This window comes from Nonomuraea composti, from assembly GCF_012034275.1.
Classification (GTDB): Bacteria; Actinomycetota; Actinomycetes; order Streptosporangiales; family Streptosporangiaceae; genus Nonomuraea; species Nonomuraea composti.
The window spans coordinates 1-23,228 of the sequence record NZ_JAATEP010000027.1 but is presented as its reverse complement, the minus strand read 5'-3'; the positions used below and the strand labels follow the sequence as shown (position 1 = coordinate 23,228).

16 protein-coding genes are annotated in these 23,228 nt (G+C 70.5%); 7 read left to right on the top strand and 9 right to left on the bottom strand.

What is annotated here, in order from left to right:
- Window positions 1–10: 10 nt before the first annotated feature.
- Window positions 11–1,417, top strand: a complete 1,407-nt coding sequence (locus HCN51_RS62485; RefSeq protein WP_168014749.1) for an FAD-dependent oxidoreductase — start codon at window positions 11–13, stop codon at window positions 1,415–1,417.
- Between the two features lie 16 nt (window positions 1,418–1,433).
- Here the strand turns inward: HCN51_RS62485 and HCN51_RS32565 are convergent, their stop codons facing one another.
- The 4 genes from HCN51_RS32565 to HCN51_RS32550 all read right to left on the bottom strand — a co-directional run bounded on the left by HCN51_RS32565 (window position 1,434) and on the right by HCN51_RS32550 (window position 4,804).
- Window positions 1,434–1,865, bottom strand: coding sequence for an STAS domain-containing protein (locus HCN51_RS32565; RefSeq protein WP_168014747.1), 432 nt, complete (start codon window positions 1,863–1,865; stop codon window positions 1,434–1,436).
- A 44-nt stretch (window positions 1,866–1,909) separates the two neighbouring features.
- Window positions 1,910–2,449 (bottom strand): MarR family winged helix-turn-helix transcriptional regulator, encoded by a 540-nt coding sequence (locus HCN51_RS32560; protein WP_168014745.1) that lies wholly within the window; start codon window positions 2,447–2,449, stop codon window positions 1,910–1,912.
- A gap of 11 nt (window positions 2,450–2,460) precedes the next feature.
- Window positions 2,461–3,486 (bottom strand): hypothetical protein, encoded by a 1,026-nt coding sequence (locus tag HCN51_RS32555; RefSeq protein ID WP_168014743.1) that lies wholly within the window; start codon window positions 3,484–3,486, stop codon window positions 2,461–2,463.
- A gap of 112 nt (window positions 3,487–3,598) precedes the next feature.
- On the bottom strand, window positions 3,599–4,804 hold the full coding sequence (locus HCN51_RS32550) for a hypothetical protein (protein WP_168014741.1): 1,206 nt from the start codon (window positions 4,802–4,804) through the stop codon (window positions 3,599–3,601).
- Window positions 4,805–5,102: 298 nt separating this feature from the next.
- Here HCN51_RS32550 and HCN51_RS32545 point away from each other — a divergent pair, with 298 nt between their 5' ends.
- From HCN51_RS32545 to HCN51_RS32535, 3 genes are all read left to right on the top strand, one after another.
- A complete protein-coding gene (locus HCN51_RS32545; RefSeq protein WP_168014739.1) occupies window positions 5,103–7,253 on the top strand; it encodes a transglycosylase domain-containing protein in 2,151 nt (716 codons plus the stop codon).
- Between the two features lie 243 nt (window positions 7,254–7,496).
- Window positions 7,497–8,468, top strand: coding sequence for a LacI family DNA-binding transcriptional regulator (locus tag HCN51_RS32540; protein WP_080044423.1), 972 nt, complete (start codon window positions 7,497–7,499; stop codon window positions 8,466–8,468).
- A complete protein-coding gene (locus HCN51_RS32535; RefSeq protein ID WP_168014737.1) occupies window positions 8,455–9,741 on the top strand; it encodes a protein kinase domain-containing protein in 1,287 nt (428 codons plus the stop codon). Before HCN51_RS32540 ends, HCN51_RS32535 begins: the two co-directional genes overlap by 14 nt.
- 77 nt (window positions 9,742–9,818) lie before the next feature.
- Here the strand turns inward: HCN51_RS32535 and HCN51_RS32530 are convergent, their stop codons facing one another.
- A complete protein-coding gene (locus tag HCN51_RS32530) occupies window positions 9,819–11,192 on the bottom strand; it encodes a glycoside hydrolase family 12 protein (RefSeq protein WP_168014735.1) in 1,374 nt (457 codons plus the stop codon).
- A 276-nt stretch (window positions 11,193–11,468) separates the two neighbouring features.
- Here HCN51_RS32530 and HCN51_RS32525 point away from each other — a divergent pair, with 276 nt between their 5' ends.
- Window positions 11,469–12,527, top strand: a complete 1,059-nt coding sequence (locus HCN51_RS32525) for a lytic polysaccharide monooxygenase (RefSeq protein ID WP_168014733.1) — start codon at window positions 11,469–11,471, stop codon at window positions 12,525–12,527.
- Window positions 12,524–13,048, top strand: coding sequence for a hypothetical protein (locus tag HCN51_RS32520; protein ID WP_168014731.1), 525 nt, complete (start codon window positions 12,524–12,526; stop codon window positions 13,046–13,048). The genes HCN51_RS32525 and HCN51_RS32520 overlap by 4 nt, the downstream gene beginning before the upstream one ends.
- Before the next feature lie 343 nt (window positions 13,049–13,391).
- Here the strand turns inward: HCN51_RS32520 and HCN51_RS32515 are convergent, their stop codons facing one another.
- Both HCN51_RS32515 and HCN51_RS32510 read right to left on the bottom strand, forming a co-directional pair.
- Window positions 13,392–16,226 (bottom strand): glycoside hydrolase family 9 protein, encoded by a 2,835-nt coding sequence (locus HCN51_RS32515; RefSeq protein WP_428981559.1) that lies wholly within the window; start codon window positions 16,224–16,226, stop codon window positions 13,392–13,394.
- Complete coding sequence (locus HCN51_RS32510; RefSeq protein ID WP_346433873.1) at window positions 16,169–19,060, bottom strand: glycoside hydrolase family 48 protein; 2,892 nt, start codon at window positions 19,058–19,060, stop codon at window positions 16,169–16,171. Before HCN51_RS32510 ends, HCN51_RS32515 begins: the two co-directional genes overlap by 58 nt.
- 318 nt (window positions 19,061–19,378) lie before the next feature.
- Between HCN51_RS32510 and HCN51_RS61595 the strand changes: the two genes are divergently transcribed.
- Window positions 19,379–21,736, top strand: a complete 2,358-nt coding sequence (locus tag HCN51_RS61595) for a glycoside hydrolase family 6 protein (RefSeq protein WP_428981558.1) — start codon at window positions 19,379–19,381, stop codon at window positions 21,734–21,736.
- 125 nt (window positions 21,737–21,861) lie between these two features.
- Here HCN51_RS61595 and HCN51_RS32500 read toward each other — a convergent pair whose 3' ends face one another.
- Together HCN51_RS32500 and folP are read right to left on the bottom strand one after the other, a co-directional pair.
- Window positions 21,862–22,266 (bottom strand): DnaJ family domain-containing protein, encoded by a 405-nt coding sequence (locus HCN51_RS32500; RefSeq protein WP_168014727.1) that lies wholly within the window; start codon window positions 22,264–22,266, stop codon window positions 21,862–21,864.
- A 13-nt stretch (window positions 22,267–22,279) separates the two neighbouring features.
- Complete coding sequence (gene folP, locus HCN51_RS32495) at window positions 22,280–23,179, bottom strand: dihydropteroate synthase (RefSeq protein ID WP_346433872.1); 900 nt, start codon at window positions 23,177–23,179, stop codon at window positions 22,280–22,282.
- Window positions 23,180–23,228: the final 49 nt, after the last annotated feature.

Genomic DNA, 23,228 nt, shown 5'->3' with positions numbered 1-23,228 from the left:
GGAGGCAGGGGTGGCTGACGAGTTCGATGTCATCGTCATCGGGGCGGGGCCGGCGGGCGAGAACGTCGTGGACCGCGCCGTGCGGGGCGGCCTGACCGCGGCCATCGTCGAGGAGCGGCTGGCCGGCGGCGAGTGCTCCTACTGGGCGTGCGTGCCGAGCAAGGCGCTGCTGCGGCCGATCGACCTGGCGGGCGAGGTGGCGCGGGTGCCCGGCCTGTCGCTCGGCCCGATCGATGTCGCCAAGGTGCTGGCCAGGCGCGACGAGGCCGTCTCCGGTTACGACGACGCCGGTCAGGTGCGCTGGGTCGAGGGTGTCCCGGCCGAGTTCGTCCGCGGCCGCGGCCGCCTCGACGGCCCCAAGCGCGTCGTCGTGACGGGGGAGAACGGCGCGGAGCGGGTGCTGACCGCCCGCCAGGCCGTCGTGCTGGCGACCGGCAGCACCGCCGCCATCCCGCCCACGCCCGGCCTGGCCGAGGCGGCCCCCTGGACCAGCCACGAGGTGACGGCCGCGACCGCGATCCCCGAGCGGCTGGTCGTGATCGGCGGCGGCGTGGTGGCTTGCGAGATGGCGCAGGCCATGCACGGGCTCGGCGCCCGCCAGACCACGGTGCTGGTGCGCGGCGGCCGGTTGCTCAACCGCATGGAGCCGTTCGCGGGCGAGCTGCTCGCCGAGTCGTTCGCCGAGGCGGGCATCGACGTGCGCACCCACACCGACGTCGTCCGGGTCGAGCGGCCCGAGCCCGGCGGGAAGGTCACCGTGCACCTGTCGGAGGGGCCACCGCTGGAGGCCGACGAGCTGCTGGTGGCGACCGGCCGCCACCCCGCGACCCGCAACCTGGGGCTCGCCTCGGTGGGCTTGCCGGAGGACCGGCCGGTCGAGGTGGACGACAGCCTGCGCGCCACCGGCGTCGAGGGCGGCTGGCTGTACGCCGTCGGCGACGTCAACGGGCGGGTGCTGCTGACGCACATGGGCAAGTACCAGGCCAGGATCTGCGGCGACGTGATCGCGGCGCGGGCGCGGGGCGACGAGCTGCCCGCGATGCGCGACCTGGCGGGCGGCTACGGCGCGCCCCAGGTCGTCTTCACCGACCCGCAGGTCTGCGCGGTGGGCCGCACCGAGGAGGCGGCCCGCGCCGACGGGTTCCGCGTGCGCGTGGTCGACTACGACATGGGGGCGGTCACCGGGGCGTACCTGCTGGGCGACGGCTACCGCGGCAAGGCCAGGGCCGTCGTCGACGAGGACAGGAAGGTGCTGCTCGGTGTCACCTTCGCCGGCCCCGGCGCGGCCGAGCTGCTGCACGCGGCGACGATCGCGGTGACGGCCGAGGTGCCGCTCGACCGGCTCTGGCACGCGGTGCCGTCGTTCCCGACGGTGAGCGAGATCTGGCTGCGCCTCCTGGAGACCTACGGCCTGTAGGAGGGCCGCCGGCCGCTCAGCCGCATTCCCGCCGCACGTCCAGGCGCGAGGTCAGCCGCGGCGGGATCCGGGCGGGCTCGGCGAGCCCGCCGCGCTCCTCCGGCTCCAGCATCAGCTCCGCCACCGTCTCCTCGACGCTGTCGCGCACCTCCACGCGCGACAGCAGGTCCGTCAGGCGCAGCACCGACAGCAGGTGGTCGGACGGCCGGACCACGAAGATCCGGCCGCTGCCCTCCTCGGCCATCCGCTGCATCGCCAGGCCCAGCACCCCGATGACCGACGAGTCGAAGAAGTCGAGGTCGGCCAGGTCGAACACGAGGGTCGGCCCGGGTGACCAGTCCCACACGTCGTTGATGCGGGCACTGAAGCGGACGCGCCCGTCGTGGTCGAGCACGCCGCTGGCGCGCAGGACCGTGCAAGGGAGATGCCGGGTCGTCTCGATTCGCAAACCGCTCGTGCCCACATGAATCCCCTGCCCGCTCAGCGGCGTTATCACAGGTGATCGCTACTTTTCCGGGTCAATCGGGCACCGTCGTTCCCGGGATTACCAAGAGGACCGTTGACCAGCTTGCGCATGAGCTCGGAAAGCGTCTCGACGTCCTCGGGGGTGAGCGGGGCGGCCAGGCGGGCGAGGTTGGCGGCGTGCTCGGTGAGCGCGTCGTCGATCAGCCGCAGCCCCTCCTCGGTCAGCCGGACGCGGAAGCTGCGCCGGTCGGCCGGGTCGAGGCTGCGCTCGACGAGGCCGGCGGCCTCCAGCCGGTCGAGCCGGTTGGTCATGCCGGCGCGCGACATCATCAGCACGTCGGACAGCTCGGAGGGGATCAGCGTGTACGGCGGCCCGGCCCGGCGCAGCGCGGCCAGCACGTCGAACTCGCCCTGCCGCAGCCCGCGCCTGGTGAAGACCTGGTCGACCTGCGGCATCATCAGCCGCATGACCTGGGCCAGCCGGCCGAAGACGCCCATGGCCGACAGGTCGAGGTCGGGCCGCTCGCGGCGCCACTGATCGAGGATCCTGTCAACGGCGTCGCCCATGACCTCGCATCTTAGCCGTCGGCGGGGTCGCGCCCCTGATCCTGGTGCGCGGTGCCGGACTCCAGGGTCGGCACGGAGTCGGGGCAGGGGGCGAGGAGCACCAGCAGGGGCGAGCCGGCCGGGCTGTCCAGGTGCAGCTCGGTGATGTTGCCGTGCACGGCCTGCTCGGGGGCGCCCAGGTCGCCGTCCCTGATGCTGATGATCCGCTCCACGGACGGCGCCGCCGCGTGCAGCATCTTCCTCGTGGCGTGCCGCAGCCAGCGCAGCTCGCTGTTGAGCCGCCGCCACGTCGCGGGGATCATACTGACCGCCTCGGCCCGGGTGCCCAGCCGGAGCGTGACGCGCCCGCTCGACCCGAACCGGTCCTTCAGCACCGGGTTGACCACGAACATGCCGGAGCGCAGCACCCGCACGCCCTGCCGGTTGACGTTGGCCAGCCCGCCGGCGCTGATCAGCGAGTACACCTCGCAGCGCGACCCGTCGAGCGTGTCGGGGTCGTAGTCCACCAGCGGCGGCTCCTCGAACACGACCTTGTCCAGCCGCACCCCGGCCACCCCGTCGGGGGCGACGCGCCCGGACACGGCCCGGCGCACCTCGTCGCAGACGCCGTCGCCCTCGGTGATGTCGAGCGCCTCGACGCAGATCAGGCCGTCGTCGGGGATCTCCTCCGGCGTCAGGTCGAACGCCACGCGGGCGTGCGCCCTCTTGCCGCGCAGCAGCACGCACTGGCGCAGCAGCCCCTGGGAGCGGATCTGGATCAGCCGGGGCAGCGTGGCCGGCTCGGTGTTGCCCTCGTGCCAGCCGCTCACCGACCGCTCGTCGGCCGACAGCGACACCAGCACCCGCAGCGGCCGGCCCTGCGCCGAGACCTTGAACCCGGCCAGCCCGGAGGTCTCGAACCTGCCCACGATCTGGCTGCCGCGCCGCAGCCGGTCGGTGACCTGGAGCGGCGCGATCCGGCCATTGGTCAGGTGCACGGGCGGGATGGCGGGAAGGATCACCTGGTCCAGGTCGGTGGCGGATCCTGAGCTGGTCATCGGATGCTCCTGGAGGGAAGGGGCCGCACCGGGCGGCCGCTCATCGGACTCGGCGGGCGTCCCGCGGAAGGACGCGACGGGTGTTCTCGAAGGGGACGCTCCCCGGGAAGGCTCATCGGGCGTTCCCCAGGCAGGCGAGCGCGCCCTGGTCGTGGAAGTCGAAGCGGGTGAGCAGGGGCTCGCGCCGCTCCCACATCCGCCGCACCGCCCCCTGGAGGGGGTCGGCGCCCGGCTCCACGTGCCGCAGGTTCACGGCGAGCGTGCGGGCGTAGTCGGTGCCCTGCTCCCAGTGCGCCAGGAGCTGGGTGGGCACGTCGGCGCCGCAGCGGCGCAGCCACATCCACAGCCGGGCCCGCTCGCGCTGCTCGGGCCCGAGCAGGGACTCGCCCTTGGCGTGCCGGGCGACGGCCTCTTCGAGCAGCCGCCGGTGCTCCTCCGGCGAGCCCGGCACGTGCGTGGCCCCGCAGGCCCCGCCCGCCGACCAGCCGGCCTGGATGACGGGGATGCCGAAGGCGGGCAGGTCGCTGTCGCCGAACGCGACGCCCGCGTCCGCCATGCTCCACAACATGGTGGTGGACAGCGTGCCGCCCACGCACCGGATGCGGGGATGGCCGCCGGCGGGCACGGGGTCGGTGAAGAGCCAGTTGGCGCGCTCGTCGGCGGCGGCGAGCGCGGCCGTCACGCCGAACAGCTCGGCGTCCCGCTCCGGCGCGTGGCCGAGCACCGCGATCGTGGGCCGGTCGGCGTCGAGGCCGAGCCGGGCGCAGCCCTGGTGGCGAAGCTGGCGGCGCTCGGTGTCCGTACGGACCTGGTAGCCGCTCCTCGCCCGCCAGGCGACCCGCTCGGCGCCGGGCCTGATCAGCTCCCGGTGCGGCCAGACGTGCCGCTCGAAGAAGGCGCCGATCCTGGCGGGCAGCTCGTCCTGGAGCGAGCACGGCCCCTGGTCGGGGAAGAGCGCGTACGCCTGCAGCGTCCCGGTGCCGTGCACGTGCACGACGGGGATCTCGCGCGGCACGGCCGGCTCGGCCCTGCTGGTGACCAGCGCGACGGGCGGCGCCTCGGGCCGCGGCTCCTGGGCGGCGCCGAACGCGCGGGCCAGCGGCATCCACTCCGGCCTGGTCAGGACGGCCAGCCGGGCCTGCAGCAGCCCGCAGACGACCCTGGCGACGGTGAGCGTGCGCGCCACGACCCGCAGGTCCTCGTCGTACGCCTCCGCCACGACGCAGCCGGCACCGCCCGGACCGTTTCCCCAGCAGGCCCGGGCGGCGGCGAGCAGCCGATCAGCGTGCTCGCCGTCGCCGGCGACGCGACGACGCATGAAGCCCCTCCACCAAGACGGCGAAAAACAGGTAGTGAGAAAAATGCCCTGGTAGACGTTGCCAGACGGGCTTCCTGGAGCCGCGCGGGCGACACGCTTCTTTGCCTCAGCCTGGCGGAATCTCGAACAGTCCCACAGGTCTCACGTGCCCCACGCTGCACGAACCCGTCGATGGCCGTGATTCCGGCGAAAAGCCCCGAACAATCCGGGGCAACGGGGCGTCCAAGTCTTTACACGGAGCAGGTCATGCCCGGGTTTAGGATGCACCATATTGCCAGGATGGGGAGGTTTTACCAGCATGGGTTCCCGTTTGTCGAGTGTCGCGCGCCTGACGGCGGCGGCGGCTGCGGCCGGTGTGGTGGCCGCGGCCATCGCGCTGCCCGCGGTCGGGGGTACAGGAGCGATGTTCGTCTCGGCATCGGAGGATCTCGGCATCAAACCCGAGGACCTCAAGGAGCCCCCGCTCGCGGAGAAGACCACCGTCCTGGACGCCAAGGGCAACCCGATCGCGCAGTTCTACGAGGAGTACCGCGAGACGATCACCCTTGACCAGGTCGCCCCCATCATGAAGACGGCGATCATCTCGATCGAGGACTTCCGCTTCTACGAGCACGGCGCGATCGACATCGAGGGCACCATCCGGGCCCTGGCGAAGAACTTCACCTCCGGCGGCATCGCCCAGGGCGGCTCGTCCATCACGCAGCAGTACGTCAAGCAGGTGCTGCTCAACTCGGCGACCACCAAGGAGGAGCAGGCGGCGGCGCTGGAGGCCAGCTACGCGCGCAAGCTCAGGGAGCTGCGGTACGCCATGGCGGTCGAGGAGAAGTACACCAAGGACCAGATCCTGGAGAAGTACCTCAACATCGCCTACTTCGGCGCCCACGCCAACGGCATCGAGGCCGCGGCCAAGCGCTTCTTCGGCGTGAAGGCGTCGGAGCTGAACCTCGTGCAGGCCGCGACGCTGGCCGGCGCCGTCCAGGACCCGAACGCCACCGACCCCAACCTGGGCAAGAAGCAGCGGGCGAAGCTGCTCTCCCGCCGCAACGTGGTGCTCGACCGGATGGCCGAGCTGAAGAAGATCACGCCGGAGGAGGCGGCCGAGGCCAAGAAGAAGCCGCTCGGCTACAAGGGCACTCCCCTGCCGGGCGGCTGCGAGGCCAGCCCGTACCCGTACTTCTGCATGTACGTCCGCAACGAGATCCTCAGCAACTCCGACTTCGGCAAGACGGCCAAGGCGCGCAGCCAGTACCTGAACCGGGGCGGGCTGACGATCCAGACCACGCTCGACCCGAAGATGCAGAAGGCCGCCGAGAAGGCGATCAAGAAGCACGTGTTCGCCTCGGACAACCCGGTCGCCTCCGAGGCGCTGGTGCAGCCGGGCACGGGCCAGATCAAGGCCATGGCCGCCAGCCGCAAATACGGCAACAGCAAGCGCAAGAAGGAGATGTCGTACAACGTCGTGGCGGACGCCGTGCACGGCGGCGGCGTCGGCTTCCAGGCGGGCTCGACGTTCAAGACGTTCACGCTGCTCACGGCCCTCGAGGAGGGCATGAAGATCAACGACGGGTTCAGCGTCGGCAGCGGCTACCGTGCCCCGTACTACTCGACCTTCAAGAACTGCAAGGGCCAGCCCATCGGCGACCCGAGCCACACCGTCACCAACGACGAGGGCGGCGGCGGCTTCAAGTCGCTGCAGACCGGCACGTGGGGGTCGGTGAACACGTTCTTCATGAAGCTGGAGGAGCACGTCGGCCTGTGTGACACGATCAAGACCGCCAAGTCGCTGGGCATCAAGCGCTCCGACGGGTTGCCGCTGACCGAGTTCGAGACGTTCACGTTGGGCACCAACGAGATGGACCCGGTGACGGTGGCCAACGCGTACGCGGCGATCGGCGCGCGCGGCAAGTACTGCGCGCCCATGGCGATCACCAAGATCACCGACCGCAACGGCAAGGTGACGAACTTCAAGCCGAAGTGCAAGCAGGCGCTCGACCCGGAGGTCGCCGACGCGGCGGCGAACATCCTGTCCGGCGTGTTCACCAAGGGCACGATGCGGGGCGTGGGCGGCATCGGCCGGCCCGCGGCGGGCAAGACCGGCACCACCGACGCGCAGGCCACGGCCTGGTTCGCCGGGTTCACGCCCGACCTGGCGGGGGCGGTGAGCATCGGCGACCCGCGCGGCGCGCAGGACTACAAGCTGAACAACGTGACCATCGGCGGCCGGTACTACGCCTCGGTCTTCGGCGCCTCGATCCCCGGGCCGATCTGGAAGGACACCATGATCGCCGCCCTGAAGGGCATTCCGGCGACGGACTTCACGCCGATCAACAGCTCCCGCTTCGGCGGCTGCGGCACGGGGTGCCAGCCGGTGGAGCGCTCGTCGGAGCCGGAGGGCGACGACGACACGGACGGGCGGCTGGAGGACGCGGATGTCGCCGATTTCGGGTGATCTTGATTTCCATGGATCTCGGGTAGGAAGGTTTTCCTGATCGCCGGATAAGACAAATCGGGCGCAACAATATGCCGTGATCCACATCCGGCACAGAAACCTCTGACGGTTACCAGTGCCCCTAGCTGAGCAAATTCGGAGTGCGTCCGGACTGCCGGACGCACTCCGCGCAAAGACCCTATTAACAGCGGCGAAACATTGGTAACGTGGGAGCGCTCCCAGGATCTTTCCGCGAGGTGCTCCATGACCGAGCAGCCCACACTGGCACAGGTGGCGGCCGCTGCAGGGGTTTCCCCCGCGACCGCATCTCGAGTCCTCACAGGCTCGGTGCGGGTCAGTACCTCGACCCGCCGCCAAGTCTACGACGCCGTGTCCCGTATGGGATACGTCCGACAACGCGCTCCCCGGGGAACGGCCGCCAAGACCATGGCCGACGGGGTCACAGCAGTCGTCTGTGATCACTTACCCCGGCTCTTCTCCGAGCCCTACTACGCCAGGCTCCTGTCCGCAGCGGGCGCCGTGATAGCCGAGCACGGCACCCACCTCATGGTGACGACCGTCACCCCCACCTCCTCCACGCTGCCCGCCCTATCCGGCGCGGTGCTGATCGTGGGCGCACGAGAGCGTCACCCCCTGGCGATCAAGTTATCCACCTCGGGCGTCCCCGTCCGCAACATCGGACGCCCGCCCCACGACCTCAAGCTTCCGTTCGCCGACGTCGACAACCTCGACGGCGGCCGTCAAGCGGCCGAACATTTCCTCCTGACGGGCCGCCGTAATGTGGCCGCCATCGGCGGCCCGCCGTCCTTACCCGGCGCCCGCGACCGGCTGGAGGGCCTCGTCCGCACCCTCCAGGCGGCCGGAGCGCCCGACGTGCCCGTCGCGTACGGTGACTTCACCGCCGCCTCCGGCACCCACGCCATGCAATGGCTGTTACGCCACGCCCCCGGCCTGGACGCCGTCTTCGTCGCCTCCGACCTCATGGCGGCGGGCGCCATCCAGGCCCTGCGCAGAGCCGGACGCAAGGTGCCGGCGGACGTGGCGGTGATCGGGTTCGATGACGCCCCGGTCGCCCGGCACACCGTCCCGGCCCTGACCACCATCCGCCAGCCCGTCGAGGAGCTCGCCACGGTCGCCACCCGGCTGCTCCTGACGGGGGCCGCGGGGATCGACCCCGTACTCCCGACGGAACTGGTCATCCGTGAGTCGGCTTGAGCCTGGGGACGTCCTGGCCCGCAGGTATCTGTTGCTGGACCCGCTGGCCCGCGGAGGCATGTCGGTCATCTGGCGTGCCTTCGACCAGTCACTGCACCGGATGATCGCGGTCAAGGTGCTCACGGCCTCGCTGCACACCGACCCGGAGGAACGGGTCAGCGTGCGCAGCGAGGCCCGCGCCGCCGCCAGGTTCATCCACCCCGACTCCATCGACATCTACGACTACGGCGAGACGGTCACCACGAGCGGCGGCGTCGCGGCGTACGTCGTGATGCCGCTGCTCGACGGCACGCCGCTGGCCGAGCGCATCGAGAAGGGGCCGCTGCCGTGGCCCGAGGCGTCGGCCATCGCGCTGCGGCTGGCCCGCGTGCTGATGGCCGGGCACGCCCGCGGCCTCGTGCACCGGGACGTCACGGCGGAGAACGTGCTGCTCACCGCCGACGGCCCCAAGCTGCTGGACTTCGGCATCGCGGCGTGGGCCGGCGACCCCGACGACGACCGCGGCACCCCTCCCTACGTCGCCCCCGAGCGGCTGCTCGGCGCGCCGACCCATCCGGCCGTCGACGTGTACGCCCTCGGCGTGCTGCTGCACACCATGCTCACCGGGCGCACGCCGTACCCGGGGACGACGTGGGAGGAGATCGAGGCGGCGCACCGGACCGAGCCGCCGCCGCGCGTGGCGGGCGTGCCGTACGCGCTGGCCTCGCTCTGCCAGCGCTGCCTGGCGCACGAGCCGGAGGACCGGCCGACGGCGGCGCAGATCGTCTCGGGGCTGACGAACGTGCTCGGCACCGCGTCGCTGGGCCGCCACGTGCGGCGCGGCCTCACGGTGGCGGGCTCGGCGGCCGTGGCGCTGTCGGCGCTGCTGTGGTTCCAGCAGGCGCCGCCTCCGGAGCCGCCGCCCAGGCTCGTCCAGCCGGCCCCGTCATCGCTGTCACCGTCGATGCTGCCCTCACCGTCCCCGACGGCCAGGCTGATCGAGAGCTCCCCGAACGCGGTGATCACGGTCGAGCAGGCCGCGGCCGGCTTCACGACCGTGCTCAGGGCGCGCACCCCGTGCGGCGCGACCGACGACGACGTCGTGCTCGACCTCACGCAGGTGCTCCAGAACGCCGTGACGCCGCGGCACGGCCCGTCGGCGCAGTCGGCGGGCACCAGGAGCCTGCGGCAGAAGCTCTCCGACCGCCTCAGGGAGGGCCGGCTCAGCCCCGCCTGCCTGAGCGAGCTGGAAGCCCGGCTCGACGACCTGGACACGGCGCTGCGGCACGATTGATGAGGGGTACGGCAGCACCAGCCGTACCCCTCTGTCGCGCGGGCCGGGCCCCTCGCAAAGCGTGCCCGCGCGAGTCCTCACGCGCAGGTGTATCCGCTGGGCACCTGCGTGTTCCCGTCCGGCCGGGTGGCCTGGTAGCCGAACGACGTGCTGGCGCCGGCCGCCAGGGCGCCGTTGTGGGCGAGGCCCTTGACCGTCACCGTGCCGCCGCTGACGGTGTAGGTGGCGTTCCAGATGCCGGTGATCGTGTGCCCGGACGGCAGCGCGAACGTGACGGTCCAGCCGTTCATCGCGGACGTGCCGCGGTTGGTGACGGTGACCGGCTGGATGACGTACCCGTTGTTCCAGGTGTTCTGGGTGGTGGCCGTGACGGCGCAGCTCCCGCCGCTCCCGCCGCCCGCCTGGGTGGTCACGGTGACCGTGGCCGAGTCGGGCGAGACGTTGCCGGCGCCGTCCCTGGCCCTGATCCGGTAGCGGTAGGTGGTGGACGGGCTCAGGCCGGTGTCGGTGTAGGAGGTGGTGGTGCTGGAGCCGACCCGGGCGAAGGTGTCGCCGGTGGCGCGCATGATGTCGTAGCCGGCCACGCCGGTGCCGCCGGAGTCGGTGGAGGCGCCCCACGTCAGGGTGGTGCTGGTCGAGGTGGTGCCGGAGGCGGTGGGGGTGCCAGGAGTGCTCGGCGCGGTGACGTCGGTGCCGCCGCCGCCCGAGCTGAAGGAGAACGCGTTGACGGCGAGCCCGGCGCCGCCGACCCACGGCTCGAAGCCGGCCTGCACGCTGGTCAGGTACCACGACCGCTGGGCGTAGCCGCGGCTGATCGCGTCGGCGTAGAAGGTGTTGATCGTGAAGTCGAGCGACGAGGCGGGCGAGGTGCGCACGTACGAGATCACGTTCCAGCCGATGTTGCCGAACCAGACCTGCCAGGTGCCGCCGGCCAGGTTGACGGTGCCGACCTGGGAGCCGACCGGCTGGATCGAGCCCTGCTTGTTGAGCCAGATCATGATCTCCGCGCCGGTGTTCTGGCCGTCGGTGCGCGGGGTGGGGTCGAACCAGATGTCGTAGGCGGCGTCCCAGGTGCCGCTGCTCGGGTAGCTCATGCTCACGCTGCTGCGCAGCGAGCCGAACGAGGAGGAGCTGGCCTGCATCGGCAGCCCGCTGCCGGTGCTGCAGTTGGCGTAGTGGCAGCCGGCGTAGATCGCCGGGTACGACGCGGGGGCGCCGTTGGTCGGCTTGTTGTGCGCCGCCTGGGTGATGGTGAAGCCGCCGCTCTGGTTGACGTCGATGCACTGGGCCGTGTCGGCGCCCCAGACGTTGTTGATGACGACGTAGCGGCCGTTCTGGACGGTGGTGGAGCCGTACTTCTCACAGATCACCGGGGCGGCCTGCGCCGGGACGGCGAACAGGCCCAGGGCGAGCAGGGCCCCGATGATCAGGTGGATGTGCGCGTGCCTCATGGCGTGTTGCTCCCGCCTCTCTGACAGGGGAGTGTAGTGGGAGCGCTCCCAGCCTTCAGCCTCCTTGGGGGTCACGAACGCGGCAAGCACGTACGCATTCGCCGATCAAGAGCGGGCCTGGCCACCAGCGGAAACCATGACCAAGATCGGCTGAAAGTTTCACCAGACGTTGTCGGATCCGGGTAGAACGTGATTCAATGCGCCTGCCGGGCGGGCAGGTCATGGGCAGGTTCTCCTTTGTCGTCAGCACTGTCGTCAGCACAAGGGAATGCCCACATGAAGTTATTCAAGTCGGCGGCGATCACCGCCGTCCTGGTCCTGATCACCTCTGTTCTGATGGCGCCCACACAGGCACAGGCGCACGGGGTCTCGATGTTCCCCGGCAGCCGCACGTTCCTGTGCTGGCAGGACGGCCTGCGTGAGAACGGCCAGATCCAGCCCTACAACCCGGCATGTGCCGCCGCGGTCAACCAGAGCGGCGCCACCCCCCTGTACAACTGGTTCGCGGTGCTGCGCTCCGACGGCGCCGGCCGGACCTCCGGGTTCATCCCCGACGGGCAGATCTGCAGCGGCGGCACCGGCGGGCCCTACGACTTCACCGCCTACAACGCCGTCCGCTCCGACTGGCCGCTGACCCACCTCACCTCCGGCGCCAGCATCCAGATGCGGCACAGCAACTGGGCGCAGCACCCCGGCAAGTTCGACTACTACGTCACCAAGAACGGCTGGAACCCGAACGCGCCGCTCAAGTGGTCCGACCTGGAGCTGTTCGGCAGCGTCACCAACCCGCCCGCCAGCGGCGGCCCCGGCGGGCTCAACTACTACTACTGGAACGCCCAGCTCCCCTCCGGCAAGAGCGGCCGGCACATCATCTTCACGCACTGGATCCGCTCCGACAGCAGCGAGAACTTCTACAGCTGCTCCGACGTCACCTTCGACGGCGGCAACGGCCAGGTCACCGGCGTCGGCCCCGGCGGCAGCACCCCTGACCCCGGCCAGACCGGCACGCCCACGCCTCCTCCCCCGGGCGACTGCACGGCCACGTGGAAGGCCACCAGCACCGGCTGGGCCGGCCACTTCCAGGGCGAGGTGACCGTGAAGAACACCGGCTCCAGCGCCATCAACGGCTGGACGGTCAAATGGACCTACGCCAACGGTGAGGGCTTCGACGGCTCGCCGTGGAACGGCGTACTGACCGGGCAGCCGCCCAACGTGAGCGTCAAGAACGCCACCTACAACGGCCAGCTCGCGCCGAACGCGTCCACCACGTTCGGGTTCAACGCGACCGGCTCCGTCCCGACCACCGCACCCACCCTGACCTGCACCAGCCCGTGATCAAAACCCGTCGCGGGCGCATCGCGGCGATCGTCACCCTGGCCGGCGTCGTGCTGGCCGGGGTGACGTTTCTCGTTGCGAGGCAGCCGTCATCCAAGCTCGACGAGGAGCTCGCCGCCCAGGTGACCCTGATCCTCGAGCAGGCGTCACCCGGCGAGCACCACGCCCACGGCCACAGCTTCGACTCCCGCGTCGTGTGCGCCGTGGAGCCCTTCGGCACCGAGCCCCCGGACGCGACCTCGCTGGTGCAGGTGCGCTGGGTCTACGCCCGCCACATGTGCGCGGTCACCGGCGAGAGCCCCGACTGGGCCGAGTCCGTCCGCGCCTCCGGGCCGATCGCCGTCAAGATCGACATCCCGCCCGACGTCCGCGTGCCCAAGGCCGGGCCCGGCTACCCGGACCGGGTCAGGCAGCTCATCCCGGCCCGCTACCACAAGCTGGCGTTCGAGGACTTCCAGGACGACTCGGCGATCGAGGCGGCCCGCGAACGCTTCGCGCTGGTCTCCTCGACCGCGAAGTAGGCGCCCCGTACAAACCGGCCCGTACACCGGTGCCGGCCCGCTCCGCCCATCCGCTCCCGCTCCGCGGGGCGGTTGGGTGGGCAGGTGGGTGGAAAAGCGGACGTGCTCGGGTGGAGTGGGTGGGCGGGCAGAAAAACGGACGCGACCGGGTGGAGTGGGTGGGTGGGCAGAAAACGGACGCGGCCGGGTGGAGGTTCCGGCCGCGTCCGTCCCATCCGGGCGGGGATGGTTCTTTGGGGCAGGGATCAGATGGGTTAGCGCCTCACCTCCTCATACGCACCTGTTGATCGGGCGGTTCAGTTGGAGCCGCCCCGCCGCTGTTGCGGCGGGGCGGAGTTTCGGGTCAGGACGGGGTGCAGGTGATCGGGTCGGGGGTGGTGGACGTGCCGTTGGCGATGAAGCCGAACGTGGTGCTCGCGCCGGGGGCGAGAGCCCCGTTCCATGTCTCGTTCTTCACGGTCACGGTCCCGCCCGACACGGTGTGCTTGCCGCCCCAGAGCTGCGTGATCGAGTTCTGGGAGCTCCAGCTGACCGTCCAGCCGCCGGTGGCCGACGTGCCGGTGTTCTTCACCGTCACCTCCGCCTGGTACGCGCCGCCCCACGAGCTGGTCACCTTGTAGGTGGCCGTGCACCCGCCGGCCTGCGCGTCGGTGGTGGTGAACGCGGTGCCGTCGGAGGCGGCCGAGGTGTTGCCCGCCGCGTCCCTGGCCACCACGGTCACCGTGTACGCGGTGCCGGGCGTCAGCCCGCTCAGGTCGAGCGACGTCGTCGTGGCCGTGCCCGCCTTGGCGGACCCGAGGTAGACGTCGTAGCCGGTGACGCCGACGTCGTCCGTGGACGCCGCCCAGCTCACCCGCGCGCCCGTGGCGGTGATCCCGGACACCGAGGGCTTTCCGGGCTTGCTGGGCGGCGTCCCGTCCACGGTGCCCGTGGTGGTGAACGCCGTGCCGTCGGACTGCGCCGAGGTGTTGCCCGCCGCGTCCCTGGCCACCACGTGGGCGGTGTAGTCCGTGGCGGGGGTGAGTCCGCTCAGGTCGAACGTCGTCGTCGTGGCCGTGCCTACCTTCGTGGACCCCAGGTAGACGTCGTAGCCGGTGACGCCGACGTTGTCGGTGGAGGCGGTCCAGCTCAGCCGCGCCGAGGAGCCCGTGATCGCCGAGACGGCGGGCTTGCCCGGCTTGCTGGGCGCGGTCGTGTCCTCTTCCACCGGACCTGGCGGCTCACCCCAGATCTTGGTGGCGCCGCTGTAGAGGGTGATGTTCGCCGTCCGCACCGGCGTCGTGCCCGGCGTGGTCGGGATGTTCTTGTAGGACCAGTCGTTGGCCGGGTCCCACGTCCCCGAGCTGCTGATCCTGAACTGCACCTCCCTGCGGTGCTGCGACTGCCCGGCGGGCGCGATGACCTGCCCGGAGCAGTCGATCTCCACGTAGTACGTGCTGCCGCTCGCCTGGTGCAGCGTCGGCGCCTTGCACTGTGTGTAGGCCGACGACACGCTGATCTGCGAGGCGGTCGTCGAGCCGTCGAGGGTGAAGTAGTAGCGGAAGGAGCCGTCGGACAGGACCCGCGCGGGCCAGGCCGACTGGTTGCGGACCAGCGCCTTGATCTCGGTGAAGTTCGTGCCGGAGGCGTTCACTCCGGCCTCGACGAAGATCTCGGGGCCGTCCGGCGTCTCCGCCACCGGGAAGTTCGCCGCCGGCGCCCCGCCGTACTCCTTGTAGAGGCGGGCGAGCGCGCTGGTGAAGCCGGCGTTGTAGTCGGTGGCGACCTCGTTCATGACGTAGTCGTCGCGCTTGTCGGTGTAGGCGTCGTTCGGGTCGGGCGGGCCGCCGACGAGCGCGCCGTACAGGGTGTGGCGGGTCTGCTCGGGGTTGGTGATCTGGTCGGTCCACGAGCCGTGCGCCGTGCGGTGGTGCGGGTTCTTCGGCGGGTTGGCGCCGAAACCGATCAGGTACGACGAGTTGCGCGGGTTGTCACCGAGCGCGTAGTTGATCTGCCGCACCGCGAAGTCGTGGTAGCGGGCCTTGCGCGTGGCGTCGGTGATCGTGTCGCTGTGCACGAGCGCCGCGAACGCCGTGTTGGCCGCGTACCGCAGCGAGCCCCAGCGGTCGAGCACCGCCTGGCCGCCCGGCGAGTACGCCACCTTGGAGCCGTTCACGCCGACGGTCCACCAGTCGAGCCAGCGGTTGGCGTCGTCGAGGTACTGCTGCTTGCCGGTCAGCTTGTGCAGCAGCACGTACGCCCCGTACGACTTGTCGTCCCAGGCGATCGTCCACTTGTACGACTTGGTCGTGGTCTGCGGTTCGGTGCCCAGGTTGGCGTAGCCGCTCTCGGCCTTGGCCAGGTATGAGGCGTCGTTCGTGGCCCGGTAGAGCCAGATCGCGCCCCACACCAGCTCGTCGTTGTAGCCGCTCCAGGAGTTGTAGTAGCCCTGGGCGTCGCTGATGCAGTCGCTGTACTTCTTCCTGACGGTGTCGGCGAAGGAGTAGAGCTGCTTGGCGTGCGTCACCAGCGTGTCGGCATATGACGGATTTGTCGGGCGGAAGACGATCGAGGAGGCCGCCATCGCCGCCGCCGTCTCGCCCGCCAGGTCCGACCCGCCGCACGACGCGTCGATCTTGTACGCCGGCCGGTTCATCGCCATCGCCTCGGCCGGGCCCCACCAGGCGTGGTCCGTGCCGCCGTTGCCGACCTGGCCGTAGAGCACGTTCGCCGACGGGTGGGCCTTGATGAAGTAGTCGTTGACGAACTTGAGGTTGTTGAGCAGGTGGGTGAGCTGGCCGGAGCCCGCGTACGCGTCGCGGTACTCGACCGCGCCCCAGGCCAGCATGGTGGCGGAGAACGCCATCGGGAAGCCGAACTTGACGTGGTCGCCCGCGTCGTACCAGCCGCCCGTGAGGTCCACGCCGACGTCCTTGCCGTCGTTCATGCCCGAGTTCCCGCGCCAGGAGACGCGGTTCCAGCCGGGCAGCGCGCCCGACTGCTGGGCCTCGTAGAACCACAGCGACTTCTGCAGGGCCTCGCCGTAGGCGAAGGCGGGCGCCGCCGCGTGGGCCGCCGGCCCCGCCCCTACGGAGAGGGGCAGGACCAGCGACGCCGCAGCGATCAGTGCTGCTTTACGGATCACGGGAAGAGCCGCCCGTACTCGGCCAGGGCGACGGCGACGTCCACCTGCGCCCAGAACCGGTGGTAGTTGAAGACCGGCGCCGGGCCGGTGCCCTTGAGGAAGGCGTCCACCTTCGCCCAGTCCGGGTCGTTCTTGTAGAAGGACCGGATCGAGATGAAGGTCGAGCTGGAGTTGATGGCGTCGCCGTTCGGCATCTTGCCGCTCCAGCCCGGCGGCACGTAGACCGGGTCGTCGATGCGGTTGTAGTCGGTCTTGGTCTCCGGCACCGAGACGCCCTTGGCGTCGCGGTTCTTCCAGATGCCGTCGAGCAGCGCCTTGGCCGTGTCACGCGCCTCGGCGTGGTTCGCCTTGGCCGCGTAGTACATGAGCACCTTGGCGTACGCGCCGGCGACGCCCACGTCCGTGGTGTAGTCGGCGATCGTCACGTGCAGGCCGGGGTTGGCCGGCGGCATGCCGGTCGTGGCGCTGAAGTTGCCGGCGGGCGCGCCCGACCACCGCAGGGTGGAGGGGATCTGGTAGCTGCCGTCGGCGTTGATCGTGGTGTTGTCCAGCGCCCACGCCACCCACTTGTCGAGCAGCGCCTTGGCGTCGGTGTTGCCGGTGGCGTAGTAGAGCTGCGCCACCCGGTCCATGGTCCACGCCTGGAAGCCGAACCACTGGTTCGATGGCGGGTCGTGGTAGACCGGCTGCCAGTCGTAGGTCATGCCGTGGAACTTCGGCAGGTTCGACGGCGGCGTGCCGTAGTGGCCCTCCCAGCTGTTGGTCGCGCCACCGGCGATGGCGCCCTCGGCCGACTGCAGCCAGGTGTAGAACTGCAGCTGCCGGGTGAGGCTGGTGCTCCAGTCGGTCGCGCCGGTGGAGCTCTTCGGCTTCAGCTCGGTCACGTTCGACAGCGCCCAGGCCGCCAGCGGGTTCTGGTAGCCGGAGTGGTTGTGGCTGGAGCCGATGCGCCACGCCCAGCCGGCGCTGGTGTCGGTCGCGCCGCCCCAGGCGTAGTACCAGCTCAGCAGGTAGTTGGAGGCGTTCTTGCCGGTGCCGGCCGGGCACGACGGGCTGGTGCAGCCGGGCTGCTTGAAGTACTTGTCGTACATCGAGTAGCGCAGGTAATCGCCCATCTTGGCGGCCTTGGCCACGGTGGCGGAGATGTCCCCGGCCTTGTTCTGCTCCTTGGCCCAGGTCAGCGCCCAGTAGGCGGCCTGGACGGCGCGGGCGTCGGCGTCGGGGGCGTTGGTGTACTTCCACTGCTTGGCGTACGAGGCGTCCTTGGTGAACAGGTCCAGGTAGCCGTTGGGGCCGCCGTGCTTAAAGGTGTCGCAGGACGGCTGCGGGATCGTCTCGAAGACCGACTCCTCCGCGCCGCGCTGGTAGGTGTTGATGTAGGCGGGCTTGGTGGTGCCGTCGCCGCAGCGGCCGAAGCCGTAGGTGTTGTCGACGTCCAGCAGCCAGTGCATGCCGTAGATGTCGCGGGTGCCGTACGCGCTCTGCAGCTCGCTCGCGATCGGGTCGGTGCCGACGCTGACGCTCGAGTCGAGCTGCGACGGGTAGTCGCTGATCGAGTTGGACTCGGGCGCGTACGTCGCCGGCTTCGAGGCGTTGTAGAACGAGTTCGTCGGCTGGTCGGCGGTGGCCGGGATGATGTACTTCTCCATCGAGGCCCACGCGGTGTTGAACTTCGACCAGTCGCCGGTCACCCGCCCGTAGGCCGCCTCCAGCCACAGGTAGTAGCTGTAGGCCTCGGACGTGGTCTCGTGCCCGTGGTCCGGCGCCTCGACCATGAAGGTCTCGACCGAGTGGTACGGCACGCCCTCGGGCGAGAAGTACCCGTTGGCCGGGTCGTGGATCTCGTTGTAGAGCTCGACGAAGCGCTTGACGTACTCGTTGTCGCCGCCGACGTCGTCGTCCGCCTCGTTGGCGGTGACGTCCACGGCGGTGTAGCCGCTCGCGCTGACGCGGAAGACGGCCGAGCCGGAGGTCGTGTCACTGTCGTCGGCGGCGTTGATCGTGAAGGTCTGCTCGCTGTTCCAGTTGGACGTGGTGAACGTCCTGGAGGACGGCGTGACCGTCAGGTCCGTGTCACCGCTGGCGCGGGCGACGGAGACGGTGACGCTGGCCGAGGGCGCCTGCGACAGCTTCACGCCGAAGCTCGCGTTGCCCGTCTCGGGCACGGACACGGTCGTCGGGCTGACGACGAGCGCGGGGCCCGTGTCCGGCGAGACCGTGATTCCGACCGGCGAGGAGGTGGTGACCAGGCCGGTGTTGTCGGTGGCCTTGGCGGTGATCGAGTAGCTGCCGGCCGCGACGTTCGTCCAGCTGTAGCTGTACGGCGAGGAGGTGTCGGTGCCCAGCAGCGTGGAGCCCTGGTAGAAGTCGACCTTGCTGACGGTGCCGTCGGCGTCGGAGGCGTTGGCCGCGATCGGCACGGTGGCCGGGGCGGTGAACGTCTGGCCGGCGGTCGGCGAGGTGAGCGCCACGGTGGGCGCGGTGCCGGTGCCGCCGCAGGTGACGCCGTTCACGCTGAACGAGGTGGGGCTGGGGTTGCTGCCCGTCCAGGTGCCGTTGAAGCCGATGTTGGTGGAGGCGCCGGTGGCCAGGTTGCCGTTCCACGGCATGTTGGTGGCGGTGACGCGGGTGCCGGACTGGCTCCAGTTCGCGCCCCAGCCGGACGGGGTGTACTTCTGGCCCGTGGTCGGGAAGTCGAAAGCCAGGTTCCACGACGTGACGGGGTCGCCGGTGTTCTTCAGCGTGATGTTGGCGGTGAAGCCGCCCTGGCCCTGGCCGCTCGTCCACTGGTTGGCCGCGTACGTCACGTCGCACGCCACGGCCGCCTGGGCGGGGGCGGCCGCGACGGCCGAGGTCACGCCCGCGACGAGGACAAGGGTCGTGGCCACGGCGAGGCGTTTCGATAAGCGGGACAAAAGGAGAGGAGGTCTGTACTTCACGAGGTCTCCATGGGAGTAGGGGTGTGGGAGCGCTCCCAAAGTGGATTGTGGGTGCCCTCCGGCGTATGTCAACGGAATGGCATCCCGGTAACCCTCGTGTTTCCTCTCACCAGGCTGGCCAGGATGAAAGTTTCATCCCCGTTGCGGGGCATTCAACGAGCATGCGGGGCGGTGGACACCTTCTCGACACGTGGCCGATTTACACAGCCCCGGCCGCGGCACACCATGGGAGCGCTCCCAGCCATCTAGCACTGGAGATGATCGCTCGTGAGACTCCACCGCGGCCTCCGCAAATGGGCCGTGACCATGACCGCCGCGAGTGTCGCGGCCTTAGGCCTCGTCGTCGGACAGACCTCAGCCGCCAACGCCGCCGTCGCCTGCGACGTGACCTACACAGCCAACTCGTGGACGAGCAGCCCTGGTCAGGGCGGATTCACCGCGAACATCACGCTGAAGAACACCGGCGACCCCCTCACCTCGTGGTCTCTGGCCTTCGACTACCCGACCACAGGACAGAAGTACACCCCGTCCGGCTGGGGCGCGAACTGGAGCCAGTCCGGCACCACCGTGACCGGGACCAACATGTCCTACAACGGCAGCCTGGCCACCGGCGCGTCGGTCTCCATCGGCTTCAACGGCACCTGGACCGGCACCAACCCGAACCCGACCTCCTTCAAGGTCAACAACACCACCTGCGGCGGCACCGGCCCGACCACCCCCACCGTGATCACCTCCTCCAGCGCGGTGGCCGTCAACGAGGGCGGCACGGCCACGTTCACGGCCCGGCTCTCCTCCGCGCCGAGCTCGAACGTCACCGTCACCACCGCCCGGACCAGCGGTGACACGGACCTGACCGTCAGCTCCGGCGACTCGCTCACCTTCACCCCGAGCAACTGGAGCACCCCGCAGACCGTCACCCTGGCCGCCGCCCAGGACTCCGACACCACCGCGGGCACCGCCGCCTTCAGCGTCGGCGGCACCGGCGTCACGGGCGTCACCGTCAACGCCACCGAGGTGGACGACGACGCCACCGTCGAGCAGTCGATCATCGTCTCGCCGACCTCCGTGACCGTCCCCGAGGGCTCGACCGGCACGTTCACCGCGCGCCTGGCCGCCCAGCCCACCTCCAGCGTGACCGTCACCACGACGGCCGGCACCGGCGACAGCAGCATCACCGTCAGCTCCGGCGCCTCGCTGACCTTCAGCACGTCGAACTGGAACACCCCGCAGACGGTCACCCTGGCCGCCGCGCAGGACTCCGACACGACCAACGGCAGCCGCACCTTCACCGTCGCCGCGACCGGCCTGACCTCCCGCACGGTCACCGCCACCGAGGCCGACGACGACGGCGGCACCAACCCCACCCACGTGGAGAACCCGTACGCCGGCGCCACCGGCTACGTCAACCCGAACTGGAGCGCCAAGGCCGCGGCCGAGCCCGGCGGCTCCGCGGTGGCCAACACCTCCACCGCCGTGTGGATGGACCGCATCGCCGCCATCGCCGGCTCCTCCTCCTCGATGGGCCTGCGCGCCCACCTCGACGAGGCCGTCCGGCAGGACGCCGCCAACGGCTCCGCGCCGCTGACCATCCAGATCGTCATCTACGACCTGCCCAACCGCGACTGCTCGGCCCTGGCCTCCAACGGTGAGCTGCTCATCTCGCAGGACGGCTTCAACCGCTACAAGACCGAGTACATCGACCCGATCGCGGCCATCATGCGCGACTCCGCGTACGCGAACCTGCGCATCGTCACGATCATCGAGCCGGACTCGCTGCCGAACCTCGTCACCAACATCAACAGCTTCGAGAAGTGCCGCGAGGCCAACGGCACCGGCGGCTACCGCGACGGCGTTCGCTACGCCCTCAACCAGCTGCACGCCATCCCGAACGTCTACACCTACATCGACGCCGGCCACCACGCCTGGCTCGGCTGGGACTCGAACTTCCAGCCCGTCGTGAACCTGTTCTACGAGACCGTCGCCGGCACCACCGCGGGCGTCGACAGCGTGGACGGCTTCATCGTCAACACCGCCAACTACGGCGCCACGACCGAGCCGTACTTCACCATCAACACCACGGTCCCGCCGAACAACACCTCGGTCCGGCAGTCCAAGTGGGTGGACTGGAACTGGTACGTGGACGAGCAGAGCTTCGCCGTCGCCCTGCGCAACGCCCTGGTCGCCAAGGGCTTCCGCTCCGGGCTCGGCATGCTGATCGACACCTCCCGCAACGGCTGGGGCGGCAGCGCCCGCCCGTCCGGCCCGAGCACGGCGACCAACGTGGACGACTTCGTCAACCAGTCGCGCATCGACCGCCGCATCCACGCCGGCAACTGGTGCAACCAGGCCGGTGCCGGCATGGGCGCCCGTCCCACCGCCGCTCCCGCCAGCGGCCTGGACGCCTACGTCTGGATCAAGCCGCCGGGCGAGTCCGACGGCGCCAGCACCGACATCCCGAACGACGAGGGCAAGAAGTTCGACCGGATGTGCGACCCGACGTACACCGGCAACAGCCTCAACGGCAACAACATGTCGGGTGCCAAGGGCGGCGCACCGCTGTCGGGCCAGTGGTTCTCCGCCCAGTTCAGGGAGCTCCTGGCCAACGCGTACCCGCCGATCAACTGAAGGGACCCGGCCGGTCGGGGACCCGCCTGACCCGGGCCCCCGACCGGCCAGAGGGACCCTCCTGACCGGGGTCCCTCAGCTACCGGAAGGGGCCTGGGCCATGTGCCCGGGCCCCTTTCCCGTGCTCAGGGGCGGCGCGCCCGCCGCCATTCGGAGACGATCCGGTCGGCGTCGAAGGGCATGAGGTTGAGCGGCGGCCCCGACAGCCCCGTGCGGATCGCCTTGCGGATCTTGCCGTTGATCTCCTCGACGATGCGCCGCGCCTCGGCCTCGGAGCGGGCGCCGCGCGCCTGCGCGAGCGCCTCCTCGGCCTCCTTGCGCAGCGCGAGGGTGGGCGGGAGCGGCATCGACAGCCCCTCGCTCTCGATCTTCTGCTTGATCCACCACATCTCGTCGAGGTGCTTGCCCTCACCGGGCAGCGGCTTGCCCTTGCCGGGCAGGTCCTCGAACTCCCCCCGCTCCTCCGCCTCCCTGATCTGCCGGTCGATCCAGCTCTCGAAGGGCATGCCGAGGGGCTTGCGCTCGGTCACGTACGGAACCTCCTCACGCCAGGTTGTGGCTGGGTGCGACGGGACCGCGCCACCCCAGCACGGCCTCCGTCATGCGGACGGACGCGACGGTGGCCGCCACGTCGTGCACGCGCAGGATGCGGGCCCCCTTGAGGATGGAGATCACGTTGGCGGCGATCGTGCCCTCCTTCCGCTCCCCCTGGGGGCGGTCGAGCGTCTCCCCGATGAAGTCCTTGTTGGACAGCGCGACCAGCGTCGGGTGGCCGATGGCGGTGATCTCCTCCAGCCGCCGGGTCAGCTCCAGGGAGTGGAAGGTGTTCTTGTTCAGGTCGTGCCCGGGGTCGATGATGATCCGGTCGGGAGCGATGCCGGCGGCGAGGACGGCCGCGACCCGCTCCCGCAGGAAGCCCGCCACCTCGGCGACCACGTCGGTGTAGCTCGGCCGGAAGACCCGCCGGCCCGGCCCGCCGAGGCTGTGGGTGACGACCACGCAGGCGCCGGTCGAGGCGGCGACCTCGGCCATGCCGGGCTCGCGCAGCCCGTTGGTGTCGTTGATGACGTCGGCCCCTGCTTCGAGCGCCGCGGCCGCCACCTCGGGCCGGTGCGTGTCGACCGAGATCACGGCGTCGGTGGCGCCCCTGACCTTGGAGATGACCGGGACCACGCGGTCGATCTCCTCCTGCACGCCGATGCTCGCCTGCGCGGCGCTGAAGGCGAAGCCGCCGATGTCGACCCAGTCGGCGCCCTCGTCCACGGCCTTGGTGGCGGCGGCGACGGCGTGGTCGAGCTCGAACGTGCGGCCCTGGTCGTGGAAGGAGTTGGGGGTGCGGTTGACGATGGCCATGACGGCGACCTGCCGGTCGAAATCGAACTCGCGCCGCCCGATGCGCCGGACGGGAGAGATGATCTCGGGGGAACGCTGCTCGCCAGTCACACCCCGAGCCTACCCGCCGGCACAGGCGCAGGTCAGGGGTGAAGCGGCC

Coding starts and splice junctions, on each gene's coding strand:
- HCN51_RS32560 (WP_168014745.1), bottom strand. CDS start 2,449: ATGGGCGACGCCGTTGACAGGATCCTCGATCAGTGGCGCCGCGAGCGG.
- HCN51_RS32555 (WP_168014743.1), bottom strand. CDS start 3,486: ATGACCAGCTCAGGATCCGCCACCGACCTGGACCAGGTGATCCTTCCC.
- HCN51_RS32550 (WP_168014741.1), bottom strand. CDS start 4,804: ATGCGTCGTCGCGTCGCCGGCGACGGCGAGCACGCTGATCGGCTGCTC.
- HCN51_RS32545 (WP_168014739.1), top strand. CDS start 5,103: ATGGGTTCCCGTTTGTCGAGTGTCGCGCGCCTGACGGCGGCGGCGGCT.
- HCN51_RS32540 (WP_080044423.1), top strand. CDS start 7,497: ATGACCGAGCAGCCCACACTGGCACAGGTGGCGGCCGCTGCAGGGGTT.
- HCN51_RS32530 (WP_168014735.1), bottom strand. CDS start 11,192: ATGAGGCACGCGCACATCCACCTGATCATCGGGGCCCTGCTCGCCCTG.
- HCN51_RS32525 (WP_168014733.1), top strand. CDS start 11,469: ATGAAGTTATTCAAGTCGGCGGCGATCACCGCCGTCCTGGTCCTGATC.